At 40.1% G+C, this 25738-nt stretch carries 22 protein-coding genes; 9 read left to right on the top strand and 13 right to left on the bottom strand.

What is annotated here, in order from left to right; genetic code table 11:
* Positions 1 to 18 precede the first annotated feature (18 nt).
* Complete coding sequence (locus PTI45_RS01325; RefSeq protein WP_069325749.1) at positions 19 to 978, bottom strand: hypothetical protein; 960 nt, start codon at positions 976 to 978, stop codon at positions 19 to 21.
* A gap of 266 nt (positions 979 to 1244) precedes the next feature.
* On the opposite strand from PTI45_RS01325, the gene PTI45_RS01330 reads away from it, so the two are divergent.
* From PTI45_RS01330 to PTI45_RS01340, 3 genes are all read left to right on the top strand, one after another.
* Entirely contained in the window at positions 1245 to 2048 is an 804-nt protein-coding gene (locus tag PTI45_RS01330; RefSeq protein WP_069325750.1) for a VLRF1 family aeRF1-type release factor, read from the top strand.
* A gap of 256 nt (positions 2049 to 2304) precedes the next feature.
* Positions 2305 to 2724, top strand: coding sequence for a hypothetical protein (locus tag PTI45_RS01335; RefSeq protein ID WP_069325751.1), 420 nt, complete (start codon positions 2305 to 2307; stop codon positions 2722 to 2724).
* 18 nt (positions 2725 to 2742) lie between these two features.
* Positions 2743 to 7752: a DUF4132 domain-containing protein gene (locus tag PTI45_RS01340; protein WP_069325752.1), complete on the top strand. Its 5010-nt coding sequence runs from the start codon at positions 2743 to 2745 to the stop codon at positions 7750 to 7752.
* Positions 7753 to 7825: 73 nt separating this feature from the next.
* On the opposite strand, the gene PTI45_RS01345 is transcribed toward PTI45_RS01340, so the two are convergent.
* Both PTI45_RS01345 and PTI45_RS01350 read right to left on the bottom strand, forming a co-directional pair.
* Positions 7826 to 9025 (bottom strand): ROK family protein, encoded by a 1200-nt coding sequence (locus PTI45_RS01345; RefSeq protein WP_069325753.1) that lies wholly within the window; start codon positions 9023 to 9025, stop codon positions 7826 to 7828.
* Positions 9026 to 9243: 218 nt separating this feature from the next.
* Positions 9244 to 9885: an NAD(P)-dependent oxidoreductase gene (locus PTI45_RS01350; RefSeq protein WP_069325754.1), complete on the bottom strand. Its 642-nt coding sequence runs from the start codon at positions 9883 to 9885 to the stop codon at positions 9244 to 9246.
* A 279-nt stretch (positions 9886 to 10164) separates the two neighbouring features.
* Between PTI45_RS01350 and PTI45_RS01355 the strand changes: the two genes are divergently transcribed.
* Positions 10165 to 11046 carry an NAD(P)-dependent oxidoreductase gene (locus PTI45_RS01355; RefSeq protein WP_069325755.1) on the top strand — a complete coding sequence of 294 codons (882 nt, stop codon included), beginning with the start codon at positions 10165 to 10167 and terminating at the stop codon, positions 11044 to 11046.
* Positions 11047 to 11688: 642 nt separating this feature from the next.
* On the top strand, positions 11689 to 12507 hold the full coding sequence (locus tag PTI45_RS01360; RefSeq protein WP_069325756.1) for a manganese catalase: 819 nt from the start codon (positions 11689 to 11691) through the stop codon (positions 12505 to 12507).
* A gap of 68 nt (positions 12508 to 12575) precedes the next feature.
* Here the strand turns inward: PTI45_RS01360 and PTI45_RS01365 are convergent, their stop codons facing one another.
* Positions 12576 to 13133, bottom strand: a complete 558-nt coding sequence (locus PTI45_RS01365; protein WP_069325757.1) for a guanylate kinase — start codon at positions 13131 to 13133, stop codon at positions 12576 to 12578.
* Positions 13134 to 13276: 143 nt separating this feature from the next.
* Between PTI45_RS01365 and PTI45_RS01370 the strand changes: the two genes are divergently transcribed.
* Together PTI45_RS01370 and PTI45_RS01375 are read left to right on the top strand one after the other, a co-directional pair.
* On the top strand, positions 13277 to 14023 hold the full coding sequence (locus PTI45_RS01370) for an ABC transporter ATP-binding protein (RefSeq protein WP_069325758.1): 747 nt from the start codon (positions 13277 to 13279) through the stop codon (positions 14021 to 14023).
* Positions 14020 to 14787 (top strand): ABC transporter permease, encoded by a 768-nt coding sequence (locus tag PTI45_RS01375; RefSeq protein ID WP_069325759.1) that lies wholly within the window; start codon positions 14020 to 14022, stop codon positions 14785 to 14787. Before PTI45_RS01370 ends, PTI45_RS01375 begins: the two co-directional genes overlap by 4 nt.
* A gap of 82 nt (positions 14788 to 14869) precedes the next feature.
* Here PTI45_RS01375 and PTI45_RS01380 read toward each other — a convergent pair whose 3' ends face one another.
* Entirely contained in the window at positions 14870 to 15796 is a 927-nt protein-coding gene (locus PTI45_RS01380; protein ID WP_069325760.1) for a DMT family transporter, read from the bottom strand.
* A gap of 272 nt (positions 15797 to 16068) precedes the next feature.
* Between PTI45_RS01380 and PTI45_RS01385 the strand changes: the two genes are divergently transcribed.
* Both PTI45_RS01385 and PTI45_RS01390 read left to right on the top strand, forming a co-directional pair.
* Complete coding sequence (locus PTI45_RS01385; RefSeq protein ID WP_069325761.1) at positions 16069 to 16365, top strand: DUF6509 family protein; 297 nt, start codon at positions 16069 to 16071, stop codon at positions 16363 to 16365.
* Positions 16365 to 17066, top strand: coding sequence for an NAD(P)-dependent oxidoreductase (locus PTI45_RS01390; protein WP_069325762.1), 702 nt, complete (start codon positions 16365 to 16367; stop codon positions 17064 to 17066). The genes PTI45_RS01385 and PTI45_RS01390 overlap by 1 nt, the downstream gene beginning before the upstream one ends.
* Positions 17067 to 17191: 125 nt before the next feature.
* Here PTI45_RS01390 and PTI45_RS01395 read toward each other — a convergent pair whose 3' ends face one another.
* The 8 genes from PTI45_RS01395 to PTI45_RS01430 all read right to left on the bottom strand — a co-directional run bounded on the left by PTI45_RS01395 (position 17192) and on the right by PTI45_RS01430 (position 25709).
* On the bottom strand, positions 17192 to 17641 hold the full coding sequence (locus PTI45_RS01395; RefSeq protein WP_069325763.1) for a hypothetical protein: 450 nt from the start codon (positions 17639 to 17641) through the stop codon (positions 17192 to 17194).
* A gap of 95 nt (positions 17642 to 17736) precedes the next feature.
* Entirely contained in the window at positions 17737 to 18093 is a 357-nt protein-coding gene (locus PTI45_RS01400; protein ID WP_069325764.1) for a hypothetical protein, read from the bottom strand.
* A gap of 52 nt (positions 18094 to 18145) precedes the next feature.
* Positions 18146 to 19327, bottom strand: coding sequence for a response regulator (locus PTI45_RS01405; protein ID WP_069325765.1), 1182 nt, complete (start codon positions 19325 to 19327; stop codon positions 18146 to 18148).
* Entirely contained in the window at positions 19302 to 21179 is a 1878-nt protein-coding gene (locus PTI45_RS01410; RefSeq protein ID WP_425415561.1) for a cache domain-containing sensor histidine kinase, read from the bottom strand. The genes PTI45_RS01405 and PTI45_RS01410 overlap by 26 nt, the downstream gene beginning before the upstream one ends.
* A 157-nt stretch (positions 21180 to 21336) precedes the next feature.
* Positions 21337 to 22161 (bottom strand): carbohydrate ABC transporter permease, encoded by an 825-nt coding sequence (locus tag PTI45_RS01415; RefSeq protein WP_069325766.1) that lies wholly within the window; start codon positions 22159 to 22161, stop codon positions 21337 to 21339.
* A gap of 16 nt (positions 22162 to 22177) precedes the next feature.
* Positions 22178 to 23068: a carbohydrate ABC transporter permease gene (locus tag PTI45_RS01420; protein WP_069325767.1), complete on the bottom strand. Its 891-nt coding sequence runs from the start codon at positions 23066 to 23068 to the stop codon at positions 22178 to 22180.
* A gap of 123 nt (positions 23069 to 23191) precedes the next feature.
* A complete protein-coding gene (locus PTI45_RS01425; RefSeq protein ID WP_137223965.1) occupies positions 23192 to 24511 on the bottom strand; it encodes a sugar ABC transporter substrate-binding protein in 1320 nt (439 codons plus the stop codon).
* A gap of 211 nt (positions 24512 to 24722) precedes the next feature.
* Complete coding sequence (locus PTI45_RS01430; protein ID WP_069325768.1) at positions 24723 to 25709, bottom strand: virulence RhuM family protein; 987 nt, start codon at positions 25707 to 25709, stop codon at positions 24723 to 24725.
* Positions 25710 to 25738 lie beyond the last annotated feature (29 nt).

Here is a 25738-nt window from a genome sequence, read left to right on the forward strand (position 1 = left end):
CCAGTCTTTTCTTTATTTTCACAAAATCTCTTTGGTTTTTACAATCGTATATTTGCCTGATTGGTTGGTAGCGAACTGTATTCCTTTAGATGTGGCTGTATAGTCCGTTATTTTACCTTTTAGATACTTGTGGGTTCCATCTGGATATTCTGCATAGATTGCTAGATGACTAAGCTCTGATTTGGAAAGTTTCTCTTTCGGCAATGGAAGAACAATCCACACATCTTGCGATTGATCCCATTCGGAGACGACAAATTCCAAAGACTTACTAAGCGCACCTTGAGGCGCTGCTGTCTTCTCGTCGGTACCCAAACTGATCGTGACATCTTCTTTGTCCGATTGTAAAGATGTACTAGGCATCATCATTCTACCGTGCCAGGCTTGAATACTAATACCCAGTTGTGAATTAGCAAACAATTGTTGTGCACGAGCTGTAAATGTTAATTCAAGCTGTGCAGCAGGTGGCATTTCAGGAGGAGCTGGCATACTCAAGTACGCCATATTTCCTGTATCTCGGCGCAACATATCCACCGTCAGAGCGGCTTCTTTGACATCGATTTTGGCTGTATCTTGCATAGAGGTATTTCCATTGATTTGACGTTTGACTTGCATGCTAACGGGATGACCTTTTTGATCGGTATGCATCAATGTTTCTGATACAATTGTTGCGACAATCGATTCATAGGGAGAAGGTTCTACCGCCTTATCTTCAGGCATAATATCGGTTGCGCTAGGAGATTCTGTAGGAATCGTAACAACAGGTTCTGATTTATATTCATCTTGAACTTCTGTAAGATTGCCAGATTCATCGGTATTAAGCATCGCATAGGCGATATTATCCTGTTGTGGGTCTGTAGAATGTGAGTGTACAGGAAGAAAAGAAGTCGTTGTAATGGCTACAATTGATATGGAAGCCACGATAGCTGTAGGCGTAGAAATCGTTCTTTTGAGTTTTTGGAAAAGTAATTGCACCTTCATACCGTTGACCTCCTTGGGAGATGATACTTTATACTACGTACAAATGTTTAATATTGATTACATTATAATCTATTTTTCCAAATATATCCTTATGATTTCTACTTTTAGTAAATACTTCCTATTCCTAATCTTGCATATTATACTTCCTATTTGCTTGATATGACTCTATTTTGAAGGTGAAATTTGACTCATAATTCCCATTTAGTGTTTAATTTAACTGGGAACGGGTAAATACAAAGGAACTCTCTTTGAGGAGGTACAAACTAATGGGATTTATGGAAAATTGGAAAGCACTTCAGAAGTACTCTGCTCATGCAGCAGAACGGTTTTTGACCATCTATCTGAACACCGAACCAACTGCCAACACCCAGCCGGAATGGAAGCTACACCTCAAGAACGGTTTTAAGAAGCTTGCTGAATACACTGAAGCCGGTGACGAACGTAGACATTTAGACAGCTTACTTGCTCTACAGTCCAAAGTCGAAGAACGCGTAGAAAACAGTCGGAACGATATGAAAAAAGGTCTGATTATCGTAGCGGATTCATCAGGTGGATTATTCTTTTGTGAAAAAGTACAGGTTGGATTATCCAATGCGTTCTATTACGAAGCTGAACCACGATTGGAAGAATTGCATGCGATCACTTCCAAATGCCCTGCTGCTGGAATCGTGCAATTAAGCAGTGATTCAGTGACTATTATTGACAGCTTACTTTGTGAGATTAACAATGAGTATTACTTTGAATGGGATATTGTTAATGATGAGTGGCGTGAACGTCCAAGTCAGAGCACAAGTGATCTGAAGTCAACGGTGAACAAACAGCGGGAAGATTACAAAGAACGTTGGGAAGTCGATCAAGCTCGTTGGGTCAAACGTTTAACTCCTATTATCGAACGTATGGCACAGGAAAAACAGTGGCAAGAAATTATTCTAAGTGGTGAAAAAGCTGCTGCTTCTCATGTCAAAGAAGCTCTTCATACTACAACGTCTATTCATATTGTTCCCAAAAACTTAAATAATATGAAGTCGCGTGAAGTGTTACAAGAAGCTTATGCTGTACTTCAATCCTAATATAACAATCCGTTAATAAGATATGTGATAGTGAAAATAACAGCCCTCTATTTGGTGGTTTGTAAGCCGTCGATAGAGGGCTTTTTTAGTAAATAAAAATAGGAACATTTGTTCTAATTTAAATTTTGTGGTATGGTGGATTTAACAGTTGGATTTCGTATACACTTAAAAGATACTTCATCTTTTAACAACGTAGATATAACGTTTATCTATTGTGTATATATATGACGATCCAGAGCAAGGAGGAAATACACTTATGCGTATCTATGTTACTGTCAAAAGTCTTGGTAAACGCAAAAATGCGCTGACACGCGAACCTTTGGATATCCCTGTTGCTCCGGCTACCTTACGTGATTTTCTAACCGAAGTGGTCAAAGAAAATGTACGTGCATTTATCGAGCGTCAACAGCATTCTTCACTACTCTCCTACTTAACACCTGATCAAGTTAATGAACAAGGAGAAGCCGGCAAAGTAGGTTTTGGAGTTATACACGATGATCGTACACCCGATGAATCTGTGGCGATTGAAGCGGCTTTATTGGCTTTTGAAGATGGATTGTACAAAGTATTTATTCGGGAACAGGAAATCGATCATCTGGATGATGCAGTTCATTTGACTGATGGAGATGATGTGGCTTTTATCCGTTTTACAATGCTTGCAGGAAGCCAATGGTAAGAAAGGGGATTACAAATCATGAGTGAACGCAATTATTATGATGAATATCTTGAACATTTGAAGAAGAGGACTGCTGAACTGATAGGTCAACAACAGCAGATCGCTCAGTATTGTGTACACCTCTATGAGCATACTTATATCACGAACAGTGACGATGAAGTGGATCAACTGAAGCAGATATTAGGGGTAAAAACCGATACCCAGTCGGTATCTTTTGAACCTTTGATTGAAGTTGTGGAACGTTTATCCGATAAAGCTACTGCTGATCTTTTCCGCTATATGACAGAACATGCAACCGAGTACCCGTATAGTGTTGGTTATACTCGCCGTCCTTACCGTACATCCGATATCTCTTTACATATAGCACCAATCTTATCTCAATTAATCTCTCTCTTTTTCCTAAATGCGTATGAATTTGATCTGCATACGTATTTGACTGAACGTGATTATCCGCTCAGCAAAGATTACCGGGTACAAAAAGAAGCGATTGCTATTCATATCGCTTACGCATGGGATCATGATCAACCTAAAGTGAAAAAAGCTTTGCATGAGATCATTTATGGAGACAATCAGACGGCTCTATTCGATCGCTCAATGATTGAAGGGATGCTGATGAGTCATCAACCGGAAGCATACAACATGATCAGCGAATTACTGATAGCCGCTCGTCTGCAAGAAGGTCTACGTCAAAGTATTGTCGAGCAACTGGACGAAGGTACTTTGGAAGCCACAATGACTTTACTGCGTACTATTATTGAAAATGATCTCATTCGTTATAGTTCTATCGTGCGTGCATTAGGAACATGGACAGGCATCAATCTAGAAGCAACGAATACACGAGTATCCAAGCAATTGATTACACAAGCCTATGAAGCATTGTCAGACCAATCTGTTCGAGAAGAATGGTTAAGCAGTGCAAATGCGAATCATATCTATATGAGCCTGTGGGCAACTGCTGTGCATGAAGAGCAAGATGTCTATGAACGGATTCAACATCTAATGGATACAGGAGCACGTTATCAGAAGATTGTAGCGCTTTATGTCCTTCGTAATAGTCAAAATAAAGATTTGCGTCTACGTATTGCACAACCTCATCTGGCAGAAGAGGATGATGAAATCCGCTATTGGGTACTTGTGAACTACGATTATGAATGCTACTACTCATGGGAAACGATACGCGATATGGCAGCACTTCAACTGGTAGTTCCTCGTACTCCTTTGTTAGAAGATAAACAGGTACGTAGACAGGACTTTGAACATTTCCGCAATCTATTTTCAAGTCTGAATGGACGTGAGATTTCGTTCCAGTCGAGCGTGCTGGATTTTGTACAGGTGAGCTATTCTGCTGATCTGCCTATCAAAAAAATGCTGTATCTAGCTGCATATGATATGGATGAACAATGGATCAGTGAGATTTTACAGTTAAAAGATAAATTAAGCCCTGATCTACGTGGAACCATACTACAACATTATCTTTCAAATACAGATATGCCGGAACAACGACAGTTTGTATTTGCTTCACTGTCAGATAAAAGTATGTCTAATCGTGAGTTAGCTCTGAAACAAGCTAATAAGCTTATATTGAACGATACGGAATTACAAGATATCGAAAATCTACTCAAACTCAAAACAGGTTCATTGCGTCAAGGTGCGATTCAATTGCTTCTTAATCAACCTGTTGATTCACTAGACACTACAGTTCATCGTTTAATACAAAGTAAAAGCGAATTGCAACGATTGGCTGGCTTAGAAACGATCAGTGAATTACAAAGCAAACCTGAACGGTCTGAACAGTATGAACGTTTATTACCGTTGCTAGATACGATAGCCAAGCCAACTGCCAAAGAACAAGTCTTGATTGATAAATTAGGATCAACTGATAAATACAATGAAAACAATGGATTTGGATTATTTGATCCTCGAATGATGGATGAATGGTTAAAAGAAAAACCAGCACATCCAGATTTCCTATTGCAACGTGATGTATTTACAATTGAACCGAAGCGCATCACCGATTTTCTACAAGGATTAAACGATCTAATACATGAACATCGAGATCATGAATATACAGTCGAATACTATAGTGGTTATAAAGAAACGCTGTTAATTGGTAATCGACTCAGGGGGAATTGGCAAAATCCGAATGCAGATAGTAAGACTCTGCAAATAGAGCAATATCCTTTGCCTGAAGTGTGGCAACACTATTTACAACAAAGCGATCTTCCAGTTGAAGGAATGATACAGTTGTATCTGTATACCCAATCCGAAATGTATGATCAAACTTTAGATGATCTATACAGCTATTTTATCGATCAAATGGATTATATGGAGCTCGGAAAACATAGATTGTTAGAAGGTTGGCGAAAAACATTTATCGAGTCTATTTATCCGTTAGAACAAATCTTAGAAATACAGACATTCTACCAAACACTTCCATATCGTCAACAATTAGATGAGCTGATTCATCGCCAACAATTGGATGAGCTGATCCGAGCTTATTTGGAAGATAGTGATAAACAGGCTACTTTCGCTATGGTTCGGGATGCGCTGATTACAATGATCTATACATTCCCACAAGAAAAGTTAAAAGAAGAAAGTGGTCTCTTTAAATTTTTGATTTCACCGTGGCGTTCGTTAGTGCGCAGTCGTCTCTACGATCAAGAATCGTCAATGCAAATGTTTCATATCTTTTATACATTGGAATTTTATTATGGTCAGGATGGTCTACTGGGCACAACCGATTATGCACGTGCTTATGAATGGGACAAAATCAGCGATAACGAAATCTACTCCAAAATCATGAGCAGCGATCTCAGTCGCCAGTTTATTCGAGAATTAACATCTCAAAATATCAAATACGATACTCAGATTAATGTAAAAGAATATCCTAAAATGATACCGATTCGAGATGCTGTACTTGCTCGCATTTTGGAAATTGAACTTAGCCGTGGGGAATTAGTAACCGGAGTCACTTCACTGGCGATGAATATTCAACGTGTAGAAGGCACGGAAGTCTTTGTACGTATTCTATCGAATCTGCAAAAAGAAACGTTTGTACGCGGGTATATTTACGGATATGGCAATAGTATTACGAAGAAAGAGACATTCAGTTATTTGCTCAAAAACACGTATCCTTTAGAAGGCGAAGATGAGCACAAATTAGAATCGTTACTTCAGCAATATCCGATAGATGACAAGAAATTATTAGAAGCAGCGATGTATGCTCCGCAATGGATCGAAATCATCGCCAAACATCTAGGTTGGAAAGGTCTACGTAGTGCAGCATGGTATTTCCATGCCCATATTAATGAGACTTTCTCAGCGGAAAAAGAAACGATTGTAGCACATTATTCACCGATCTCTCCACAAGAGTTCAATGATGGTGCGTTCGATATCGTCTGGTTCCGTCAAGCCTATGATGAATTAGGTACAGAACGATTTGATATCTTATATGAGTGTGCTAAATATATCTCGGCAGGCTCGAATCATCGTCGCAGTCAATTATTCGCCGATGCGGTACTCGGTAAGCTTGATCTAGCATCGATTCAACAGTCTGTAGCAGATAAGCGTAACAAAGATCAGTTGCTTGCTTATAGCTTGATTCCACTGGCTTCAGGTACCAAGCGTGATGCTGATATTCGTCAGCGGTATGAATTTATTCAATTGTTCCTCAAACAAAGTAAAACGTTCGGCGCACAACGTCGTGCTAGTGAAGGAGCGGTCTCGGCAATTGCACTGGATAACCTGGCTCGTAATGCTGGTTATACCGATGTCACCCGTCTTCAATGGGATATGGAATCACGCAAGTTGGATGATTTGCTGGCTTATTTTGAACCACACGCGATTGAAGAAGGTCTGAACGTCTCGCTAGTGATTGATCATGAAGGGCAGACTAGCTTAACAGCGATCAAGCAAGAGAAACCACTCAAATCGGTTCCAGCACGTCTGAATAAAAATGAATATATTATTCGTCTGAAAGAAGTAAAATCTGAACTAACCGATCAATATCGTCGTGCCCGTCAAGAATTGGAACGTTCGATGACCAATAGCACTACTTTTACAGCAGATGAATTGATCAAATTATCGCATAATCCTGTTCTTGCTCCACTGGTCAATACATTGGTATTACAGGCAGATCAAGCACTCGGTTATCTTGATGGGGAAGCTAGTCTGTTGCGCAGTCCAGACGGTACGGAGCATCCTTTGCAATTAGAAGATCAAGTGATTATTGCTCACCCTGTCCATCTGTATGAAAGTGGTCAATGGAGTCTGTATCAACGAGATCTATTTGAGCGTCAGCAACGTCAACCGTTCAAGCAAGTATTCCGTGAATTGTATCTCCCTAACGAAGATGAGCGTGCTAGTGGTAATCTCTCTCGTCGTTATGCTGGATACCAGATTCAACCGAACAAAGCGGTCGCTTTACTACGTGGAAGAGGTTGGACTGTCAGTTACGAAGAAGGCTTGCAGAAAGTCTATTACAAAGAAAATATTATTGCCAATCTCTATGCACTAGCAGATTGGTTCTCACCTGCGGATACAGAAGCACCTACACTGGAAACGGTACAATTTTATAATCGTTCTAACTATGAACGGTTGCCTTTTGATCAAGTATCTCCACTGATTTTCTCTGAAATCATGCGTGATGTGGATCTGGTGGTCAGTGTAGCTCATGTAGGTGGTGTTGATCCTGAAAGTAGCTTAACCACGATCGAAATGCGTCGTGTGATTGTGGAAGAATCGTTACGTCTACTTCATATCGACAATGTAAAAGTAGAAGGCAATCATGCTCGTATTGAAGGAAGTTTAGGGAATTACAGTGTGCATCTAGGTAGTGCGATCGTGTATCAACAAGCTGCTAGTGCTCTGCATATTATCCCTGTCCATTCTCAGCATCGTGGACGATTATTTTTACCATTTATGGATGAAGATCCGAGAACAGCAGAGATTTTATCTAAAATCGTTATGCTTGCTCAAGATCACAAGATCAAAGATCCACAGATTCTAGCACAACTCAAACCGCAATAAATATCAATAACCCCTATTTTCTTGAGATATTTCCAAGAAAGCTAGGGGTTATTTTTGTATGTTCTCGTGTTTGTTACAGATCCATCTCGTGCCAGACCATAACAGCGGCTCCTGTAGCTACTGCATTTTCTTCTAACAATCCTTTTGAAAATACAGGTCGATAGCTATTGGAGTAATAGATATTCTGCTCAGCGACCGCAATCGCTGTATTGTAGAACAAATCATGTGAATTGATGAGCACACCACCCAGAATAATCTTTTCCGGATGCAAAATATTGATCAGATTCGCTAACCCAATCCCCATATACGCCGCCGATTGAGCAAAGATTTCTTTGATATGATCATTGCCTGTTTCTAACGACTGCACTAATGTTGTGAAATTAATTGCTTCTGGCTTCACGGCGACCTGACTGTCCCACACAGAACGCCCCATCTTGCTACGAGCACGGACTTGTTGCTCTAATGCTTGTACGGATGCAAAAGCTTCTAAAGCTCCATAATTACCTGCTCCATGAAGCCGTGGTCCATCCGTCTGGATAATCATTTGTCCGATCGAACCTTCCATATCGACTGCTCCATGCACCACATGTCCATTAGACATCATTGCAGACCGTAGACCTGTACCAACATGCACATACAACATATGTTGAATATGTTCATCACGCACCATCCAGTGCTCGCCTGTAAGTGCGGTGTTCGCTCCATTTTCAAGCGTAACTGATAAGCCTGTCGCTTCTTCTAACCAGCGTCGTAGTGGAATGTCTTTCCAACCCGGTGCTGCAAAGTAAAGCGGATTAAGTATTTTGCCTTGCTCACGACTAAGAGGTCCTACTGCACCTACACCCATTCCGATCACCAAGTTATGGGCTATGCCTTGCTCAGATAACATCTGTTCTACTTGTTGCTGTACATGCTGGACTAATCGCTCAGGTGTCATGCTCTCATCCATAGACCAGCGCACCATCGCTAACGGTTGCATCCGCATATCATAAAGCCCCAATACGGAATAAATACGTGAAATATCTAAGCCAAAAATATAGCGAAAATTCGCATTGATCCGATACAAAATCGGTCGTCTTCCACCTGTCGATTGACCGAATCCAGACTCCATAATCCAGCCTTCATTTGTCATTTCTTCAAGCAGACGAGTAAGGCTACTGCTAGTCATCTGAAATTCATTCATAATTTCTGCTTTGGATATATCGTCCTGCATCGCAATTCGGTCATAGACTGCTTTTTTGATGGAGGTTACGCCTTTGATATGCTTACCCATAATATCCCACCGTTTTCCCTACAATTCTGATCGGAATTGTTTTTTCACTTATTATATATGGTTTTTACAGGGAATGCTATGTATTTGTTGCATCAATATAGAGAAATACGATTGCAAAAAACCTCTTCCCTATGATAAGGAAAAAGGTTTTTTGTGATTGTACAGATGATTGAATCTATCTATAGATTTTCATACATCTATTTTATTTGAAAAGAATATTACTTCGCTTCGCCTACTACACTAAAGCGTTGGTTCACATGTGCAGCTTGCTCTGCTTCGTCTACAATCGCAATCGCATAATCAGCATAGCTAATGTAGCTGTTGCCTTCATTATTAACGATCATTTTTTCTTGACCGGCTGTGTATGAACCTGTACGTGGACCTGATGCATCAAAAAAGGCAGCAGGACTTAAAAATGTCCATTGGATACCGCTAGATGCTTTCAAATCATCCAAGTTTTTGCCTTGATTAGATGCGGTTGCTTTGTAAGCTTCCGGGAAGTCTGGTGTATCGATTAAGCGTACTGATTGAGCATCATCTACATACAAGCTACCTGCACCACCAACTACGATTAAACGAGTATCAGGAGCACCTTTCAAAATCTCAATCAACGATTGACCTACAGTCACATGAGATTCTTCTTGTCCTTGCGGAGCACCATATGCATTCACTACAACATCATAGCCTTTAATATCTTCTGTTGTTAGATCCAATACTTCTTTTTCAACTACATTCACTTTATCTTGTTGTACTTTAGAAGCGTTACGGACGATTGCTGTTACTTCGTGTCCTCTGCTCAAAGCCTCTTCAACGATCAATGATCCTGCTTTACCTGTTGCACCAATAACTGCGATTTTCATATCTAAAACCTCCATTTAATGTGTATGATTCGACGAAATACGTACTTGCTATATGTGTAGCTATCAAGCTGTAATATACATTAACCCTTACATGTAACAATTATAGTTACAGGTTGAGATAATGTCAACTGTTATGGTCGGATAAAGAAGAACCATTTATAATAAAGCATAAGTTGAACATCATTTGGGTATTCATACATGAGTACCATCAAAAGAATAGCTTTAAACAAATCAGCATCATGATTAGATCATTTTATACTCATCAAAGGAGTGGCAATAATGAAGAATATAGCGTGGATCGGCACAGGTCATATGGGCTTGCCTATGGCTCACAATTTGCTCAAAGAAGGATATAACGTACAGGTATACAATCGTACAATAGAGCGTGCTCAACCTTTAGCCGAAGCAGGAGCAACACTATACGCTTCCCCTGTAGAAGCCATCGCTCAAGCAGAAGCCGTCTTTATCATGCTGACCAAAAAAGAAGCGATAGACGATGTGCTGAGCGGAGAACAAGGTATTCTGAGTCAGCTTCGCGCAGGTACGTATGTGATCAATATGAGCACGATCAGCCCGGAAGAAGCAAAAGAATTTGCTGAGCAGATAGCAGCCCAAGGAGCAATCTATGTCGATGCTCCGGTATCTGGTTCTGTTGCGCCAGCAGAGCAAGGCACTCTCGTTATTCTCGCAGGCGGTCAGACGGCAGAGATCGAAGCTTGCCAACCGTTTTTTGATATTTTAGGGAAGAAAACGATCCATTTCGGTGAAGTGGGTAACGGTAGTGCTGCCAAATTATCGATCAATTTATTGCTAGGTATCTCTACACAAGCGATTGCAGAATCGTTATTAATCGCTGAACGTTCTGGGTTAAATCGTGAACAAGTATTAGAAATGTTCGGTGAATCTGCTGTAGCAACTCCGCTATTAGCGGGTAAAAAAGAGATGTTTATCCATAACGAATTCCCTGCGGCATTTATGCTAAGTCTAATTTCCAAAGACTTGGGCTTACTCACGACTGAAGCGAAGCGGTTAAACGTACAATTGCCACTTGCAGAAGCCGCTGATCGCACGTATCGTGAAGCGAATAATAATGGTAAAGGTGAACTCGATCTAGCTGCTATCTGGCTTGAATTGCAAGAACGCCATCCGAAATCGGAATAAATTTGCGTTATACATGATATATATAAAAACACCTTTCATTGAAAAACGGGTATGAAAATACCAGTAAATCAATGCTGAGGTGTTTTTTTTCTATGGCTACAATATTTGGTTATAAACGAGTAGCTGAAACAAAGGATATCTTGCTGGATTGGAATTTCGAAAGCGATGTAAGCTACATCATCTTATTGCTGGAGCCAAAGGAATAATAAGTAAAAGAGCTCTTATTTTCGTTTATATATGAGTTATTACCAGAAGTAATAGCTGTGTTAATAGCAAAATATTAAAAGGTGAAGCCGTGTTACTCACGACGAATTTCTCTTTTTATCTGTGAACGCTCTATTTGAATTATTAAATATGAGTAGAATCTATGGAGCATACCTAACGATAAAAAAGAATGATTTGGGTAAAAATAGATTGCAGAGTTATCAATGATTGAGGCGAATGGGTAACCATCTAAACCAGTAACAGAATGTTGTAGAAAATGAATCCGTTCCTGCACATTTGAATACTAAAAATCGATAACTCCATGCAAGTAGAAGTGACTCTAATGATGATGGTAGGCATCCAAAAAATGCCATTCCAAAGAACAAAGGCAAGTGAGCTCTAAGGATAAAAACTAAAATCAAATTGGAGGTTTTATTTATGTTTTTTCGCACAGGAGAACTTCAATATTACGCAAAACCGGATGCTCCAGATCCAGTCTTTGCTAAAAAAGTGCAGGAACTGATCGGCGGTCAATACGGCGAAATGTCAGTTGCCATGCAATATTTATTCCAAGGGTGGAGTACAAGAGGAAACGAAAAATATAAATATCTGCTGATGGATACAGGAACAGAGGAGTTGGGGCATATTGAAATGCTCGCAACGATGGTGGCAAGACTCCTTGAAGGGGCACCTGTTCATGAACAGGAAAAAGCTGCAAGTGATCCAATAGTTGGAGCCATCATGGGCGGTATGAATCCTCAGCACGCCATTGTTCACGGTCTAGGCGCTTCTCCAAAAGATAGCAATGGTGTTCCTTGGAACGCAGGATATATCGTAGCAAGCGGCAACTTGCTGGCTGATTTTCGTGCCAACGTTAATGCAGAATCACAAGGGCGTTTGCAGGTAGCCCGTCTCTATAGCATGACAGATGATAAAGGCGTAAAAGACCTGTTTTCATTCTTATTAGCCCGCGACACCATGCACCAAAACCAGTGGCTTGCGGCTATTAAAGAACTAGAAGCAAAAGAAGGTCCAATTGTACCTGGAACGCTTCCGCCAGAATGGGAAGCAACCGAATTTTCTCATACTCTTTACACGAATTCTGAAAGTAGCAAAGAACTGAAATGGATAAACGGGCCAGCACCAGATGGTCATGAATTTAAAATCAGCAAGCCAGAACCGTTTAGCGTGAAGCCAGAACTAAAACCGGCACCGCCACAATCTCACAATTCATTGTCTGAAGACAACCTTAAATAATTTTTTTGAGAGAAAGCCCCAAAATCATGAACAATGGTTTTGGGGCTTTCTGTTTATCTGTTATCTACTTATGGACGTGTAGCATGAGTGATGCCTTCACGAATAAAGTCGATCACCTTTTCGGCTGTACGTAATTGTCCTTCCGAGTTATGAATAATCAGATCACATGCAGATAATGCTGATTTTTCTTGATCATAACTAAGTAGCCGTTGTTCCTGTTCAGCAATACTAACTTTACGATCAAATAATCGCTTTGCCAGTTGCTCCCGATCGGCCAGTACACCAATTAACAATACACGGTCGCCCCATTTGTCTTTGACTAGCTTGGCTCCGGGTGCATCCATTACAGTTGAACGTACCTGTCCATCTTTGCCTGCATCTTCAATCGAGCTAATTGATGTTCCATATAGGTTATTGCGATATTCACTCATTTCTAACATCAATCCTTGACGAAACATGAGTTCAATCTGCTCTCTAGTCGCAAAATGGTAATCAACACCATCTTGTTCACCCGCTCTGGGTTGGCGGGATGTCCATGTTACAATTTTGGGTACACCCAGTCTTGCTTGTAATGTGCTTTTACCTGATGCACTAGGTCCCTGAAAAACAACGATTGAAAATGACATTTCAATCCTCCTTCAACACTTACTCTTATTTTCTGTAAAATCAGTATACCAAAAGATACCCCTGAGGATGTTTCTATTGTTGCAGAACTATTTATAATAAAAGAGTACGTTAGAAAGATTACGAAAGGATGTTGGAGCGACGAATGACATTATCACATCCATCTGCTTGTGCGGTTCAATTTCAACATATCACCAAATCGTTTGCACATGCTAATCATACGGTGACTGTATTAGATCGTATTGATGGGGATATCAAGCAAGGCTCAATTACTACACTGGTAGGGCCTTCTGGTTCTGGCAAAAGCACATTGCTATCGCTTTGCAATCTACTGATCACTCCAGACACCGGACAATTATATATTCAAGGCAAAGATATACATAGCTGGCCTATTACTGAACTACGTCGCAATGTAGGCATTGTGTTCCAAGATGCTCCAATGGTACAAGGAACTGCTCTTTATAATTTGCAGACCGCTCAGCGCTTACACGGGATCGATATCGGCAATCCTGAGACTCTTATGGAACAAGTAGGGTTATCTTCAAGTCTACTCACACAACATGTACAAGACCTGTCTGGCGGGCAAAAACAGCGCTTAGCACTCGCACGTACACTCGCTAATCAACCACAAATTTTATTGCTTGATGAGATCACTTCTGCACTTGATCCTTCTTCTGTACGGGAAGTGGAACAATTATTATTAGAGATCAATCGAGAATCAAGGATCACTTTGATCTGGGTGACTCACCAGATGGAGCAAGCACAACGTGTTGGACAAGAAACATGGTTTTTGATGAACGGGCAATTGTTAGAACAGCGATCAACCGCTGACTTTTTTGCACATCCACAGACAGAAGAAGCCCGGCAATTTATCAAAGGTGAACTCCAATGACGATTATCGCTTTAACGCTATCTTTATGTTTTGTACTTTTTGCTGTTGTGTTATCTCGTTCTTTCAAATTAGGGCTAGAAAAAGATGTACTGATCGCTACATTACGAGCTACTATCCAACTGTTAATTATCGGCTATGTGTTGAATTTTATTTTCGGCTTAGAGCAATTATGGGTCGTCGGTCTATTCTTATTGTTGATGATTACAGTCGCTTCACTGAATGTTTCCAAAAAAGGAAAATCGGTTCCGTATATGACGATCAAAGTATTTATTACATTAGTGATTGTCGAGATTGTCACACAAGCATTATTGTTAGGCTTCAACATTATTCCAGCAACTGCCCGTTATATTATACCGATCAGCGGTATGATTATCGGAAATTCGATGATACTGGGAAGTTTATTAGTCACTCGACTTCGTTCTGAAGTGACACTACGACAACGGGAAATTATTCTCCTTCTATCACTCGGAGGAACGCCAAGACAAGCGATAATGCCTGTACTCAAAAGCGCAGTCCGTTCCAGTATGATCCCTACTATTGATGGTCAGAAAACACTGGGATTAGTCCAATTACCGGGTATGATGACCGGACAGATTATCGCAGGTGCAGATCCGATTACAGCAGTGCGTTTTCAATTATTAATTGTTTTTACAACGATGACTTCAGCGATTATTACAAGTATTTTACTTAGTCTATTTATCGCTCCTAGTCTGTTCAACAAACAACAACAGTTGCAGACCGAACCTTTAGAATCCTCTAGCTAAATACAGAAGACCATACAAAAAAGACTCCTTGATCGAATGAGCTTCAATCAAAGAGTCTTTTTATTTTTATATTTCTATTGGATTAAGAATGTACTTCTTTGGTGTCGATATTCACAACAGGTGTATGACCTGATTTTTCTTTCGGTGTACGATTGACCAGTAAAATACTAATGACGATCAATACCAGTCCAATAATCAGGTTAACCGTTACCGACTCACCCATAAAGAGCACACTAAGAATAATGGATACTAATGGAATCAAGAACGTGTATGAACCCACTGTGCTTGCTTCACCTGAACCGACAAGACGGAAGAAACATAACCAGCTTAATGCGATTGCGAAAATACAGATAAACAGCAATACACCAATAAACGTAGCGTTCCACGTAATGTCTCCCCAGCTTTCCGTTCCTGTGCCGACAGCAGTCATCACGACTCCACCCATAATCAACTGAATAGTCACCAACCAGATTGGATCAACACGGTCGCCTACTTTTTTCACATACACAGTTCCGACACCCCAGCTCACTGCCGATGCCAAAGCCAACACGATACCGATCACTGAAATAGAACCTGAGAAGCCCCCTGCGCTAATCGTAGCTACACCTGCACAACCTAAGATTAGTCCGACAGCTTTGAGTGGATTCATTGATTCGCCCACCCATAACCAGGATAGGAATCCTACCAATACCGGTTGTAAAAAGACGATCGCTGAAAACAATCCAGCTGGCATATAAGCGATCCCAATGGTCTGACAGCCATAAAACAAAATAATATTTAGAATTGCAGATATCGCATAGATTTTCCAAGTCTGCTTCCAACGTAAATCACGCAAACGTGGTAAAGCGACAACCAATAGCAATAACCCTGCAATCAATGTCCGAATACCGGAAAATAAAATAGGAGGTGCATAATTTAATGCGAACTTGGATAAGGGCCAGTTCACACCCCACATTAAGATCAAAAATGCTAAAAACAGAGCAGTTTGCCCTTTGGATAAAGCCTTCATTCCATTTCTCTCCTCTAAGCCAATCTGGATGACGATCACTTGCGACAAAGCTGACATGTCATGTATCTTTTGAGTATACAATGCTTTTTACAATTGTTCAATAGACATTAAACATTTGTTCAATCTAAAAGAAGCACACTTTCCCTATCCTCTACTTTCCGGCAATCGTGCTATAATAAGACGGCACTGAGCAATGACAGTGCACTTTATATGTATACCACATCACTAGAATAATATAATCGCATCGCTAAGGATACAGGAGGAATAGAATTATGGATATTACCAGTTATCAAGTAGAGATGATTAAAGACCCTTTTGAGATTTTGGTAGGCAAACGCTATGAATTTTTTATCGATTTTGAAGTGGATGAAGAAGATGATATTTACTCCGTAAATGGTCTATATATTCGTGCAATCTATAAAGTCCAAGAAACAGGCAATGGTATTGTGAGCTACGATATTATGGAAAAAGGCACAGAACGTGTACTGGATTTCGACCTGGAAGAAGAGGAAGAACAAGAATTAGCAGCATTTTGTGAGCAAAACTGGAAAAACGCTGAGAGTAACTAATGCGTATTCTACTGCTTGGTGCTACCGGACGTGTCGGACGATTCGTTTTGCAATATGCACTTCAAGATGGACATGAGGTTACCGTATTAGTGCGTTCTCTGGATAAGTTAAATGTGCAATTGGCAGAATATGCAGAGGATTTGGTAGACTCTCCTAAAAATATGTCAGCGATCAATCACTCTTTACCTATCCACGAACAGATTCCAAGTCTGCGTGTTATCGTCGGTGATGTATTGAACAGTAGTGACCTTTATACGGCGTTGGACGGGGTACAAGCTGTCATAAGTACACTGAATACCGATAAAACAAATACGTTATCTGTCAGCACGCCGATGATTGCTGATCTGATGCAGAAGCAGTTGATTGCGCGCATTATTACAGTCGGTACAGCAGGTATTTTACAAAGCCGTATTGAAGCCGATAAGTATCGCTATGAATCTTCTGAATCCAAGCGCAAAAGCACCCGTGCTGCGGAAGAACACCGGATGATGTATGAGACTTTGCGCGATTCCAAGCTCGACTGGACAGTGGTCTGTCCGACGTACTTGCCCGATGGAGATTATACCGGTGTCTATCGTGATGAGCAAGACGTTTTGCCTGAAGGTGGAGCATCTATTTCGACAGGAGATACAGCTTATTTCACATATCAGCAGTTAAGCGACCCTCGGTATATTGGATATCGAGTAGGATTGGCTTATTAGATTAGGCGGTATTCCATTGTCAGCTTTAAGTATAAGATAAATAAAAGTGCTATACATAAAAACCCTAATTTCTATACGAAGTTAGGGTTTTGTGTACTCTATATTTGGTTCACGAGCATTCTTATTTATTTCACTTTGACTTTTAAAGCATATATTACACCATCATTTCCCCATGTACCATCTACGCCAAATACATATACACCCGGTTTGTTCGGTACGATGATTTGATTGGATGCTTTATCTATATTTTTAAATTCTGTTTTACTCGGATATTCACGAATTCGAATTTCATCAGGACTTGTCCCATTAAAAGAAAGTTGAATAGTGGCATTTCCTTCTACAAGAGTAGGTTTTTGCTTTTCTGTAGCTTCCCAAGGTCCTCCATACGTCATTTGTCCATTCCAATTGTATGTAGCCACTGTGACAGGAATACTTCTTGTCTGAATAGAATCACTCCATTGTGCATTTAACGCTGGAACCTTATTATAATCCTCTTGGTTACTACAACCGATAATGACACAGATAGAGAAAAGCATATAAAATGCCAAACCAATAGTATATTTATTGATAATCATTGCATCCTTTCTACTCCAATATTCATACAAATGAAACTAACTTTAAAAGCACAAAACCGAACGGATTATTTATGTAAATTACTATGGATATCATGTTATTTAGGTTTAGAGTGTAGTTTACTAATGATTAGTTTTTTTGCATATCCATAGAAAAGAGAGCCTTCTAATACCCAGTACAATAATTTAATAATGATCCATTGATGTACCCAAAATAAATACACAATTATAATCAAAGACGATACTACCGTAAACACTTGAAGCCATGTTTGTTCAATACCTGTCTGATTCTTATAACCATGTATATAATAGATCATCGCTTGTAATGTAACCATCCCCATAGCGATCACAGGACCTATCGAAACATCATTCAACGGTTGTGAAAAATAGATCAGTGCTACAAACAACACCATCAGCAGAATAATATTCAACATATTCTTTTCTGACGTAGACATCATTCACCCCCTTTATATCCTAATTAATCTCTGTTTAGTGATCAAGTCACACTCACGTATTCAAGATTTTTTCCTGCATCCGATACTCTGTCGGGGTCACCATGAATTTTTTACGGAATACTTGTGTAAAATGACCGACATTGGTGTAGCCGATCTGTTCTGCAATATCAGCAAGCTTAAGCTTGGGATTGTGCAATAGCACTTTGGCTTGTTCCATCCGCAGACAGATCACATAATCTTTGTACCCTTGACCTGTTTTCTGCTTGAACAACTGGCTGAAATAAATCGGATTCAGAAATACAACAGCCGCTACCTTTTCTAAAGACAATTCTTCGTTAAAATGAGCGCGAATATACTGTAGCGCCACTTGAATCGCCTGGTCGCTGCTACTTCCTTCTTCTGACGCATCCATTTGCTGAATTTTCTCTTCACGCAGTCGATTGACTTCAACAGCCACATGTTCAATCTCATGGTGAGGACCCGAGTGTCTGGTGGAAAAAGGAACTTTCAAATACTTATGCAAATGCCCTTGCAATGGCTCTAACAAATGCTCGATCTGTACATGAGCATGCAAGGTGACTAAGCCCAGCAGACTATTGCGATCAAAGCTCACGACGAACCCCTGACCTGACTGATCGATCAATTCATTTAATACATTTTCCACGATAAAATGTTCCAGATGGGTACTGTGCTCATCTTGTTCCATTTTAACCAGAAGCAGATGAAATTCGGGATAATCAGCGATAAAGGTATCCAGACTGATTTTGCCCATACTGAGCCCTGCCGCTAACCGTTGAAACACTGCTTCTCGTAAGTAATTCAATCCATCTTTGAGCGCTTCTTCTCCTTTGGAGACGACTCTTTCCTGACGGATCTCAATCGTAAGCGATTCCATAAGTTCAACCAGTTTCTTTTTGCCGATCGGTTTCAGTAGATAATCTCTTGCTCCTAGATGCAATGCTTGTTGCGCATAAGAGAACTCGGAATGCGCCGAGATAACAATCCATTTCGCTTGAGGCTGACTGTGACGGGAGATACGCATCAATTCGAGACCGTTAATACCGGGCATAAGAATATCGGTCAGAATAATATCGATCCGATGCTGGCTCATCATCAATACCGCTTCTTCCGCAGAAGATGCTAGATGAACATGATAATTAGGAAAAACACTTTCGATGGTACGCTTGATCCCTTCACGGATATAACTTTCATCGTCTGTAATCAGAATGTGCACGAACAATACCTCCTTTATGGATCGAAATAGGTTGATCTGAATATTCAGACTCTATCGTCTGCGCAGACAAGGATAGAAGAGAAGATTGATCAGATAACGGTAGCACTAATTTGACCGCTGTCCCTGTTCCAAGAGAACTCTCGATCTGTATACCATGAGTAATCCCGAACATATGAGACAACCGCTGATGTAGATTTTGCAAGCCAATACTTTTCCGTTCACGATGTACAGGATCGGTTGGACGAAGCAATGAATCTCTCAGTCGCTCCAAGGTAGACTCATTCATTCCTTTACCATTATCTGAAATAATAATATTGAGGTATTTGCGATCAGGTATCGCTCTCACTCGTAAAATGCCCGGTCGATCCAAAGCTTCTAGACCGTGTTTGACTGCATTTTCGATAATCGGTTGCAATAACATCTTCGGCACATGCAGATCCATCCACTGCTCTTCGACATCAATCTCTACACTTAACCGACCATCCAGTCGGATCAGAATAATCGTCAGATAATGATTGATCTGTTCGATCTCTTCTCGTAACGTAACCAGTGCATGGTCTTCCCAATGACTGCTATAACGGAACATATGCGATAACGATAACACCACATCGCCTAGCTCATCATTTCCTTTTTCATCAAGCATCCAGTAGATCATATCCAGTGTGTTATAGAGAAAATGAGGATTAACCTGTGATTGAAGCGCATGAAGCTCGGCATTCTTTTCACTGACCGAAGAGACTTTGACCCGTTCGATCAGTTCTTCGATACGCGCAACCATATGATTGAACGATAATACAAGTGAATTGATTTCTTCGTAAGAGGTAACGGTCACCATGCCACGAAAATTCCCATTTTCCACTTGCTTCATTTCTCGAATCAATCGCTTGAGTGGCGAAGAGATCGTACGGGAAACGATAAAAGCGATCAGTGCAGAGACCACAATAAGCACCGTGACCACAATAAATAGATAACGCTTGGTCTGAGTCAGTTCGACATTGAGATCACGATCTGGTGTGGAGCTGACGATTGTCCAATTGGTGGTACCCAGCTTGGAAGCGGCAATCAGACGGCTATTATTCTGCTGTACATTGACCTGACCGGGAATCTGAGGAAGTGAAATATGAGGTGGTATCGTTCCAGGCTTACTGTTCGGTTCTATCGAAGTTGGGATATGTTTGCCATCGCCTGTTACAATATTCACTTCACTATGAGGACCTAATTTCAGATTATTCATTGCTGTTAAAAAAGTATCTGCTCGTGCTTCGATCAATACAATTCCTATCTGATGTTGCTCGTTGAGATTGAAAATAGGGCGACCGAAAGCAAACACAGGCTGATCTTCCACCTGATCGATAATCGAATGAGGAAACACGCCTAGCCATACCATCTGACCGGACGACCCGCTAATCTGCTGATACCATGACGATTTTGTATATTCAGGATCAATCACATTCATCGAATTGCTATAATCGTAGATTTTGCCATTTTCACCGATCACATGAATCCCTACTAGATCATCCCGTGAAAAGTAAATCGCACCCATAATCGTTGTAATGTAATTCTGATTAATGTACTCCACTTGCGGCGAACTTGCTGACTTCTGACCGAGCAGACGCACAATATCTACATTGGCACTAATCGATTTGGAAAGGCTATCATAACTACCTAGTAGAAGATCAAGCAATCCCACCGTTTGTGATACATTTTTCTGTGCAATCTCGCCTAGCTTTTCATGAAATTGAGTCGTTGTACGATTATAAAAAAGGATGCTCACTAACAACACAATCCCAGCCATACAGAACAAAAACAAAATAAATAACCGATTATGAATCGAATGTAAGCTTCGTGACACGGTGGAATGCTCCTTTCTACAAGGTTCGCTAAAAAGCCAAAGGGCGGTAACCATAAAAAGGATTGGTTCCTCTTCATGATTACCGCCAAGTCCCTATACAGAGATAGTACCAATAAAGGTAGCTTCTGGCAAAATAGTTTTGTGTAGCTTTTGGTAATTATCCTTTTACTGCTCCTGCAACCATTCCTTTTGTGATACGTTCAGACAGAATAAAGTAGAAAATAATAACCGGTAACGCACCCATGACAAGAAATGCTCCGATATTTCCGTAATTGACTGAATACTGACTGACAAAGGTATACACCCCGAACGGCAACGTTTTGAGTTCTTCGGATGAAATAAAGGTCGCCGCTACAATATACTCATTCCAGATATTGATAAAGGTTAGAATACATACCGTCATCACAGGCGGCACAGAGATCGGTAAAATAATACTACGGAAAATCCGGTACACACTTGCTCCATCCATAAAAGCAGATTCTTCGATATCCGTCGGAATAGATCGCATAAATCCACTTAAAATAAATACCGCAATCGGTAAAGCAAACGCTGTGTACGGAATAATAATCGACCAGCGTGTATTAAGCAGGTCTAAGTTTTTGAAAATAATCATTAGTGGTAATAATGTCGCTTGTAGTGGAATCATCATGCCTAGTAAAAACAGCAACATTACATATTGACCATATTTCCATTTAAAGCGAGTAATCGCATATGCAGTCATTGAGCTGAAAATAATAACAGCAAACAAACTAATCGCTGTAACGATGACACTGTTGCCTAAATACTTGAGATAGCTACCTGAAGTATAAGCATCTGCATAGTTATGCCACTGCGGAATATTCGGAAGAGCGAAAAAGCTACCTCCTAGAATTTCTTCGTTGGTTTTGAGTGAATACATCACTAGCCATAATAGTGGATACAATTGCGTAACGATCAGGATCGCGAAGAGTAGATACACGAACCATTTTTTCACATTATTCATATCGTGCTCTCCTCCTCTACGTCACTTTACGTTCGATTTTGTTAAATACACCATTGATCACTACGGTGATGACTAGACAGAAAATAACAAGGAATGTCGCTACCGCACTACCATACCCGTACTTCTGAGATAAGAACGACATATTATACATATGTGTCGCTATCGTATCGGTCGCATGTGCAGGACCACCGCCGGTCATAACCATGACTAGCTCGAAAGCTTGCAGTGAACCGATAAAGGCAAGCACCACCGAGATTTTGAAAATAGGCACTACCATCGGGAATGTAATATAACGGTCTGCTTTGAATCCATCGGCTCCATCAATTTTGGCAGCTTCATAGATTTCGTCCGGAATATTCTGTACCCCTGTAAATTGGATCAACAGATGGTAACCAAAGTACTGCCACAACGATACAAAGTAGATTGCATACATCGCAATCGCAGGCTCCGTCAACCAGCTATGTGTCCAGCTATCCAGACCTAGCTTGATCAATACTCCATTTAACATCCCGCCCATCGAAGCCGGATTGTAGATCGTTTTCCACAATTGTCCCAAAATAACGTTAGACAAAATAACAGGAACAAAATAGATCGTCACCAAACGATTTCCTTTGCGAATATAACGATTCAACAAGATAGCGAACAACAAACAAATTGGGATTTCAATAATGGAAAAGACAGCATACATAATCGTACGCTTCACAGACATCCAGAAGTTAGGATCATCAAACAGTAATGTTTTGAAATTCGCCAGACCGACAAACTTGGCATCTGAAATACCATTCCAGTCCAACATCGCTGTGTAAAAAGAAACCAGAATAGGAATAAACACTGTTCCTATGTAAAGGATCAGACAAGGAAGTACAAAAATAGCAATCGTGCGAGCAGGTACTTTTAGTACATTCATGGCTTCTCCCTCCTTCCAACTCTAAAGTTTATTTTCTCTCTTTGGCCTATTCTACTCATAGCGAAGGGGACGCTGTTGACGCCCCCTCGCTGCTACATATCACATATCTATCTCTAGGTTAGTTTAAGGATTCGCTTCAAATGCAGCTTGATGCTCTTGGGCAATTTGTTTTGGATCCACTTGTTGTACAAATAGACTTTGAATACTGCTTAAATGGACTTGAGATACGGCTGGGTTCATCGTGTTATCGAATGACAAGTCGCCACCTTTTACATTTTTGAACAGATCCAGTACATCAATCGCAAGTGGAGAATATCCAGCGGCTTTGAAGTCACCGTCTACTTTTTGACCTAGACCGACCGCATTTTTCAATTCGAACGATACTTTAGGCAAGTTCAGTGCAAAGTAATTTAAGAAATCCTTGGTTTCTTTTAAATGTTCACTGTTCGCAGATACAGCAAATGCACTACCTGGAGCTAACATGAACTCATCTGGATTTCCTTTACCATTAACCGTAGGGAATTTGAATACGCTCACGTCTTTACCGATCGTTGAACCGTCGTTAGCGCCCGTTTCCCATGTTCCGATAAAGAACATAGCCGCTTGACCTGTACGGAACATGTTACCGCCTGCTGTAGCATCAATCGATGTTGCACCTTCAGGGAAAGCGCCTGCTTGAACTAATTTTTGGAAAGCATCGACAGCCTCGACGAAGGCAGGATCATTAAATGTTTTTTTGCCATCTGCTACATCTTGCAAGAATCCAGGTCCACCGTTAGTACGAAGCAAGATGTTCATAAATAGGAATGACCCTGTCCATGAATCTTTCTCACCGATTGCGATAGGCGTGATACCTGCATCTTTAAGCTTTTTCACATCTGCAAGTAGCTCATCGAATGTCGTTGGCGGAGCAGCAATGCCTGCTTTGGCGAATAAAGCTTTGTTATAAAAACCAACTTCGATATTATTACCATCTGGAAGTGCATACACATTTCCATCTTTGCTGTAATAATCAAGCAGTCCTTCTTGATATGTATCTTTTAGACCGCCTTTGTCAACGACATCATTCAATGGAGCAAGCAAGCCTGCATCGATATACGGTTTCATCTGAGCCGCTGGATTCACAATCGTGATATCAGGGATTTCTTTAGAAGCCGCTTGAGTTTTAAGTTTTAATTTTTGTTGATCTGTATTTAGCGTATCCAGTTCGATATCAATATTTGGATGTTCTTTCTCATATTGATCGACGATCTGGTGAATCATTTTGTACGTTGGTGTGGTTGGATCAGGATAAATATTTTGGAACGTGATTTTTGTTTTGTCCCCACTGTCTCCACTTGCTCCTGAACCGCTTGAACTTGAATCGCTGTTACCACAACCTGCAAGTCCGAACGCCAGTGCACCTGCTAATAACAGAGCAACTGTTTTGCTTGGCATTTTCATATCTTTTAATATCCCCCTTATTGGATAATTTGTACAAAACGTACGGTTTATGACTTTATTATGATGTTAGCGCTTACTTTTAACAATGTGTGAAATTAAGGTTTATAGTTTGTATTTTCAAGGTATTCACTTTTCTTATGTATTTCTTTATTTTGCCAACATCAAAAAAGCTTCTCTCTTTTGTAATAAGAGGAAGCTTTTAAAGCTTGTATCATTTAAGTTTTTGTTGTTTAAGAAATTCGTCAAAATCGTCATTTTTTTCTATACGTTTTTGATTATATTTTTCATATTCGCTAAGTGCTAGCTTCTCAGCGATTTCTTGAGAAATTTTACCTGCATTCATTAAAATATCTCGTTCATTAAATTGTAAAAAAGAATTCAACTTTTCAATCCAATCTTTCATATACATAGGTGCTTTTCGCATAGCTTGATCTTCTGCATAATCGAGATACATCGTAACAATACGATTCAAAGATTGAATTTCTTCATTACTCATATAGTTTTTAGCTACTATAATATCACCTTTTCTCACTTTAATGCCTTTCCAGCTCGTTAAGCCCATGTTATCCTTTTCTGCATCTGCACGTTCTGCGATAAGTTCTGCTGCGGTATGTCCATGGATAGCAAAATGTAGTTTATTTTGTACAGTTGCAAAAAAATCTTGTGAGACTATCTCTTTAGGATCATAGTCTATAGAAGTCGCATAAATATCTGTAATTTTACGATAAAATCTTTTTTCTGAAGCACGTATATCACGAATACGTTCCAATAATTCATCAAAATAATCTTTTCCAAAGTTTTTCATTTCTTTAAGTCGTTCATCGTCCATTGCAAATCCTTTGACTAAATATTCATTTAAACGATCCGTTGCCCAACGTCTAAATTGTGTTCCTCTATGCGAACGAACACGATATCCAACTGCAATGATAAGTTCAAGATTGTAAAAAGAGACTTCTCGTTCAACTTCTCGTACTCCTTCATTTTGAACTATTCGGTTTTTCCGAATAGTTGCTTCTTCTGTTAATTCATTTTCCTCATAGATATTTTTAATATGTTCATTTATAGTACTAATACTTTTTTGAAATAATTCTGCCATAGCTTTTTGGGTCATCCAAACCGTACCTTGTTCTAATTTCACATCAACTTTTGTATGCCCATCTTCTGTCTGATATATAAGAATATTTATATTATTTTCCATATATTTAACTCCTTTTAATATGTAAGTTT

It is taken from the genome of Paenibacillus nuruki, assembly GCF_001721045.1.
GTDB classification, from domain to species: domain Bacteria; phylum Bacillota; class Bacilli; order Paenibacillales; family Paenibacillaceae; genus Saccharibacillus; species Saccharibacillus nuruki.

Coding starts and splice junctions, on each gene's coding strand:
- PTI45_RS01395 (WP_069325763.1), bottom strand. CDS start 17,641: ATGATTATCAATAAATATACTATTGGTTTGGCATTTTATATGCTTTTC.
- PTI45_RS01385 (WP_069325761.1), top strand. CDS start 16,069: ATGGATATTACCAGTTATCAAGTAGAGATGATTAAAGACCCTTTTGAG.
- PTI45_RS01425 (WP_137223965.1), bottom strand. CDS start 24,511: ATGAAAATGCCAAGCAAAACAGTTGCTCTGTTATTAGCAGGTGCACTG.
- PTI45_RS01350 (WP_069325754.1), bottom strand. CDS start 9,885: ATGAAAATCGCAGTTATTGGTGCAACAGGTAAAGCAGGATCATTGATC.
- PTI45_RS01340 (WP_069325752.1), top strand. CDS start 2,743: ATGAGTGAACGCAATTATTATGATGAATATCTTGAACATTTGAAGAAG.
- PTI45_RS01370 (WP_069325758.1), top strand. CDS start 13,277: ATGACATTATCACATCCATCTGCTTGTGCGGTTCAATTTCAACATATC.
- PTI45_RS01375 (WP_069325759.1), top strand. CDS start 14,020: ATGACGATTATCGCTTTAACGCTATCTTTATGTTTTGTACTTTTTGCT.
- PTI45_RS01330 (WP_069325750.1), top strand. CDS start 1,245: ATGGGATTTATGGAAAATTGGAAAGCACTTCAGAAGTACTCTGCTCAT.
- PTI45_RS01325 (WP_069325749.1), bottom strand. CDS start 978: ATGAAGGTGCAATTACTTTTCCAAAAACTCAAAAGAACGATTTCTACG.
- PTI45_RS01380 (WP_069325760.1), bottom strand. CDS start 15,796: ATGAAGGCTTTATCCAAAGGGCAAACTGCTCTGTTTTTAGCATTTTTG.
- PTI45_RS01335 (WP_069325751.1), top strand. CDS start 2,305: ATGCGTATCTATGTTACTGTCAAAAGTCTTGGTAAACGCAAAAATGCG.
- PTI45_RS01415 (WP_069325766.1), bottom strand. CDS start 22,161: ATGAATAATGTGAAAAAATGGTTCGTGTATCTACTCTTCGCGATCCTG.
- PTI45_RS01390 (WP_069325762.1), top strand. CDS start 16,365: ATGCGTATTCTACTGCTTGGTGCTACCGGACGTGTCGGACGATTCGTT.
- PTI45_RS01430 (WP_069325768.1), bottom strand. CDS start 25,709: ATGGAAAATAATATAAATATTCTTATATATCAGACAGAAGATGGGCAT.
- PTI45_RS01355 (WP_069325755.1), top strand. CDS start 10,165: ATGAAGAATATAGCGTGGATCGGCACAGGTCATATGGGCTTGCCTATG.
- PTI45_RS01360 (WP_069325756.1), top strand. CDS start 11,689: ATGTTTTTTCGCACAGGAGAACTTCAATATTACGCAAAACCGGATGCT.
- PTI45_RS01400 (WP_069325764.1), bottom strand. CDS start 18,093: ATGTCTACGTCAGAAAAGAATATGTTGAATATTATTCTGCTGATGGTG.
- PTI45_RS01345 (WP_069325753.1), bottom strand. CDS start 9,025: ATGGGTAAGCATATCAAAGGCGTAACCTCCATCAAAAAAGCAGTCTAT.
- PTI45_RS01420 (WP_069325767.1), bottom strand. CDS start 23,068: ATGAATGTACTAAAAGTACCTGCTCGCACGATTGCTATTTTTGTACTT.
- PTI45_RS01365 (WP_069325757.1), bottom strand. CDS start 13,133: ATGTCATTTTCAATCGTTGTTTTTCAGGGACCTAGTGCATCAGGTAAA.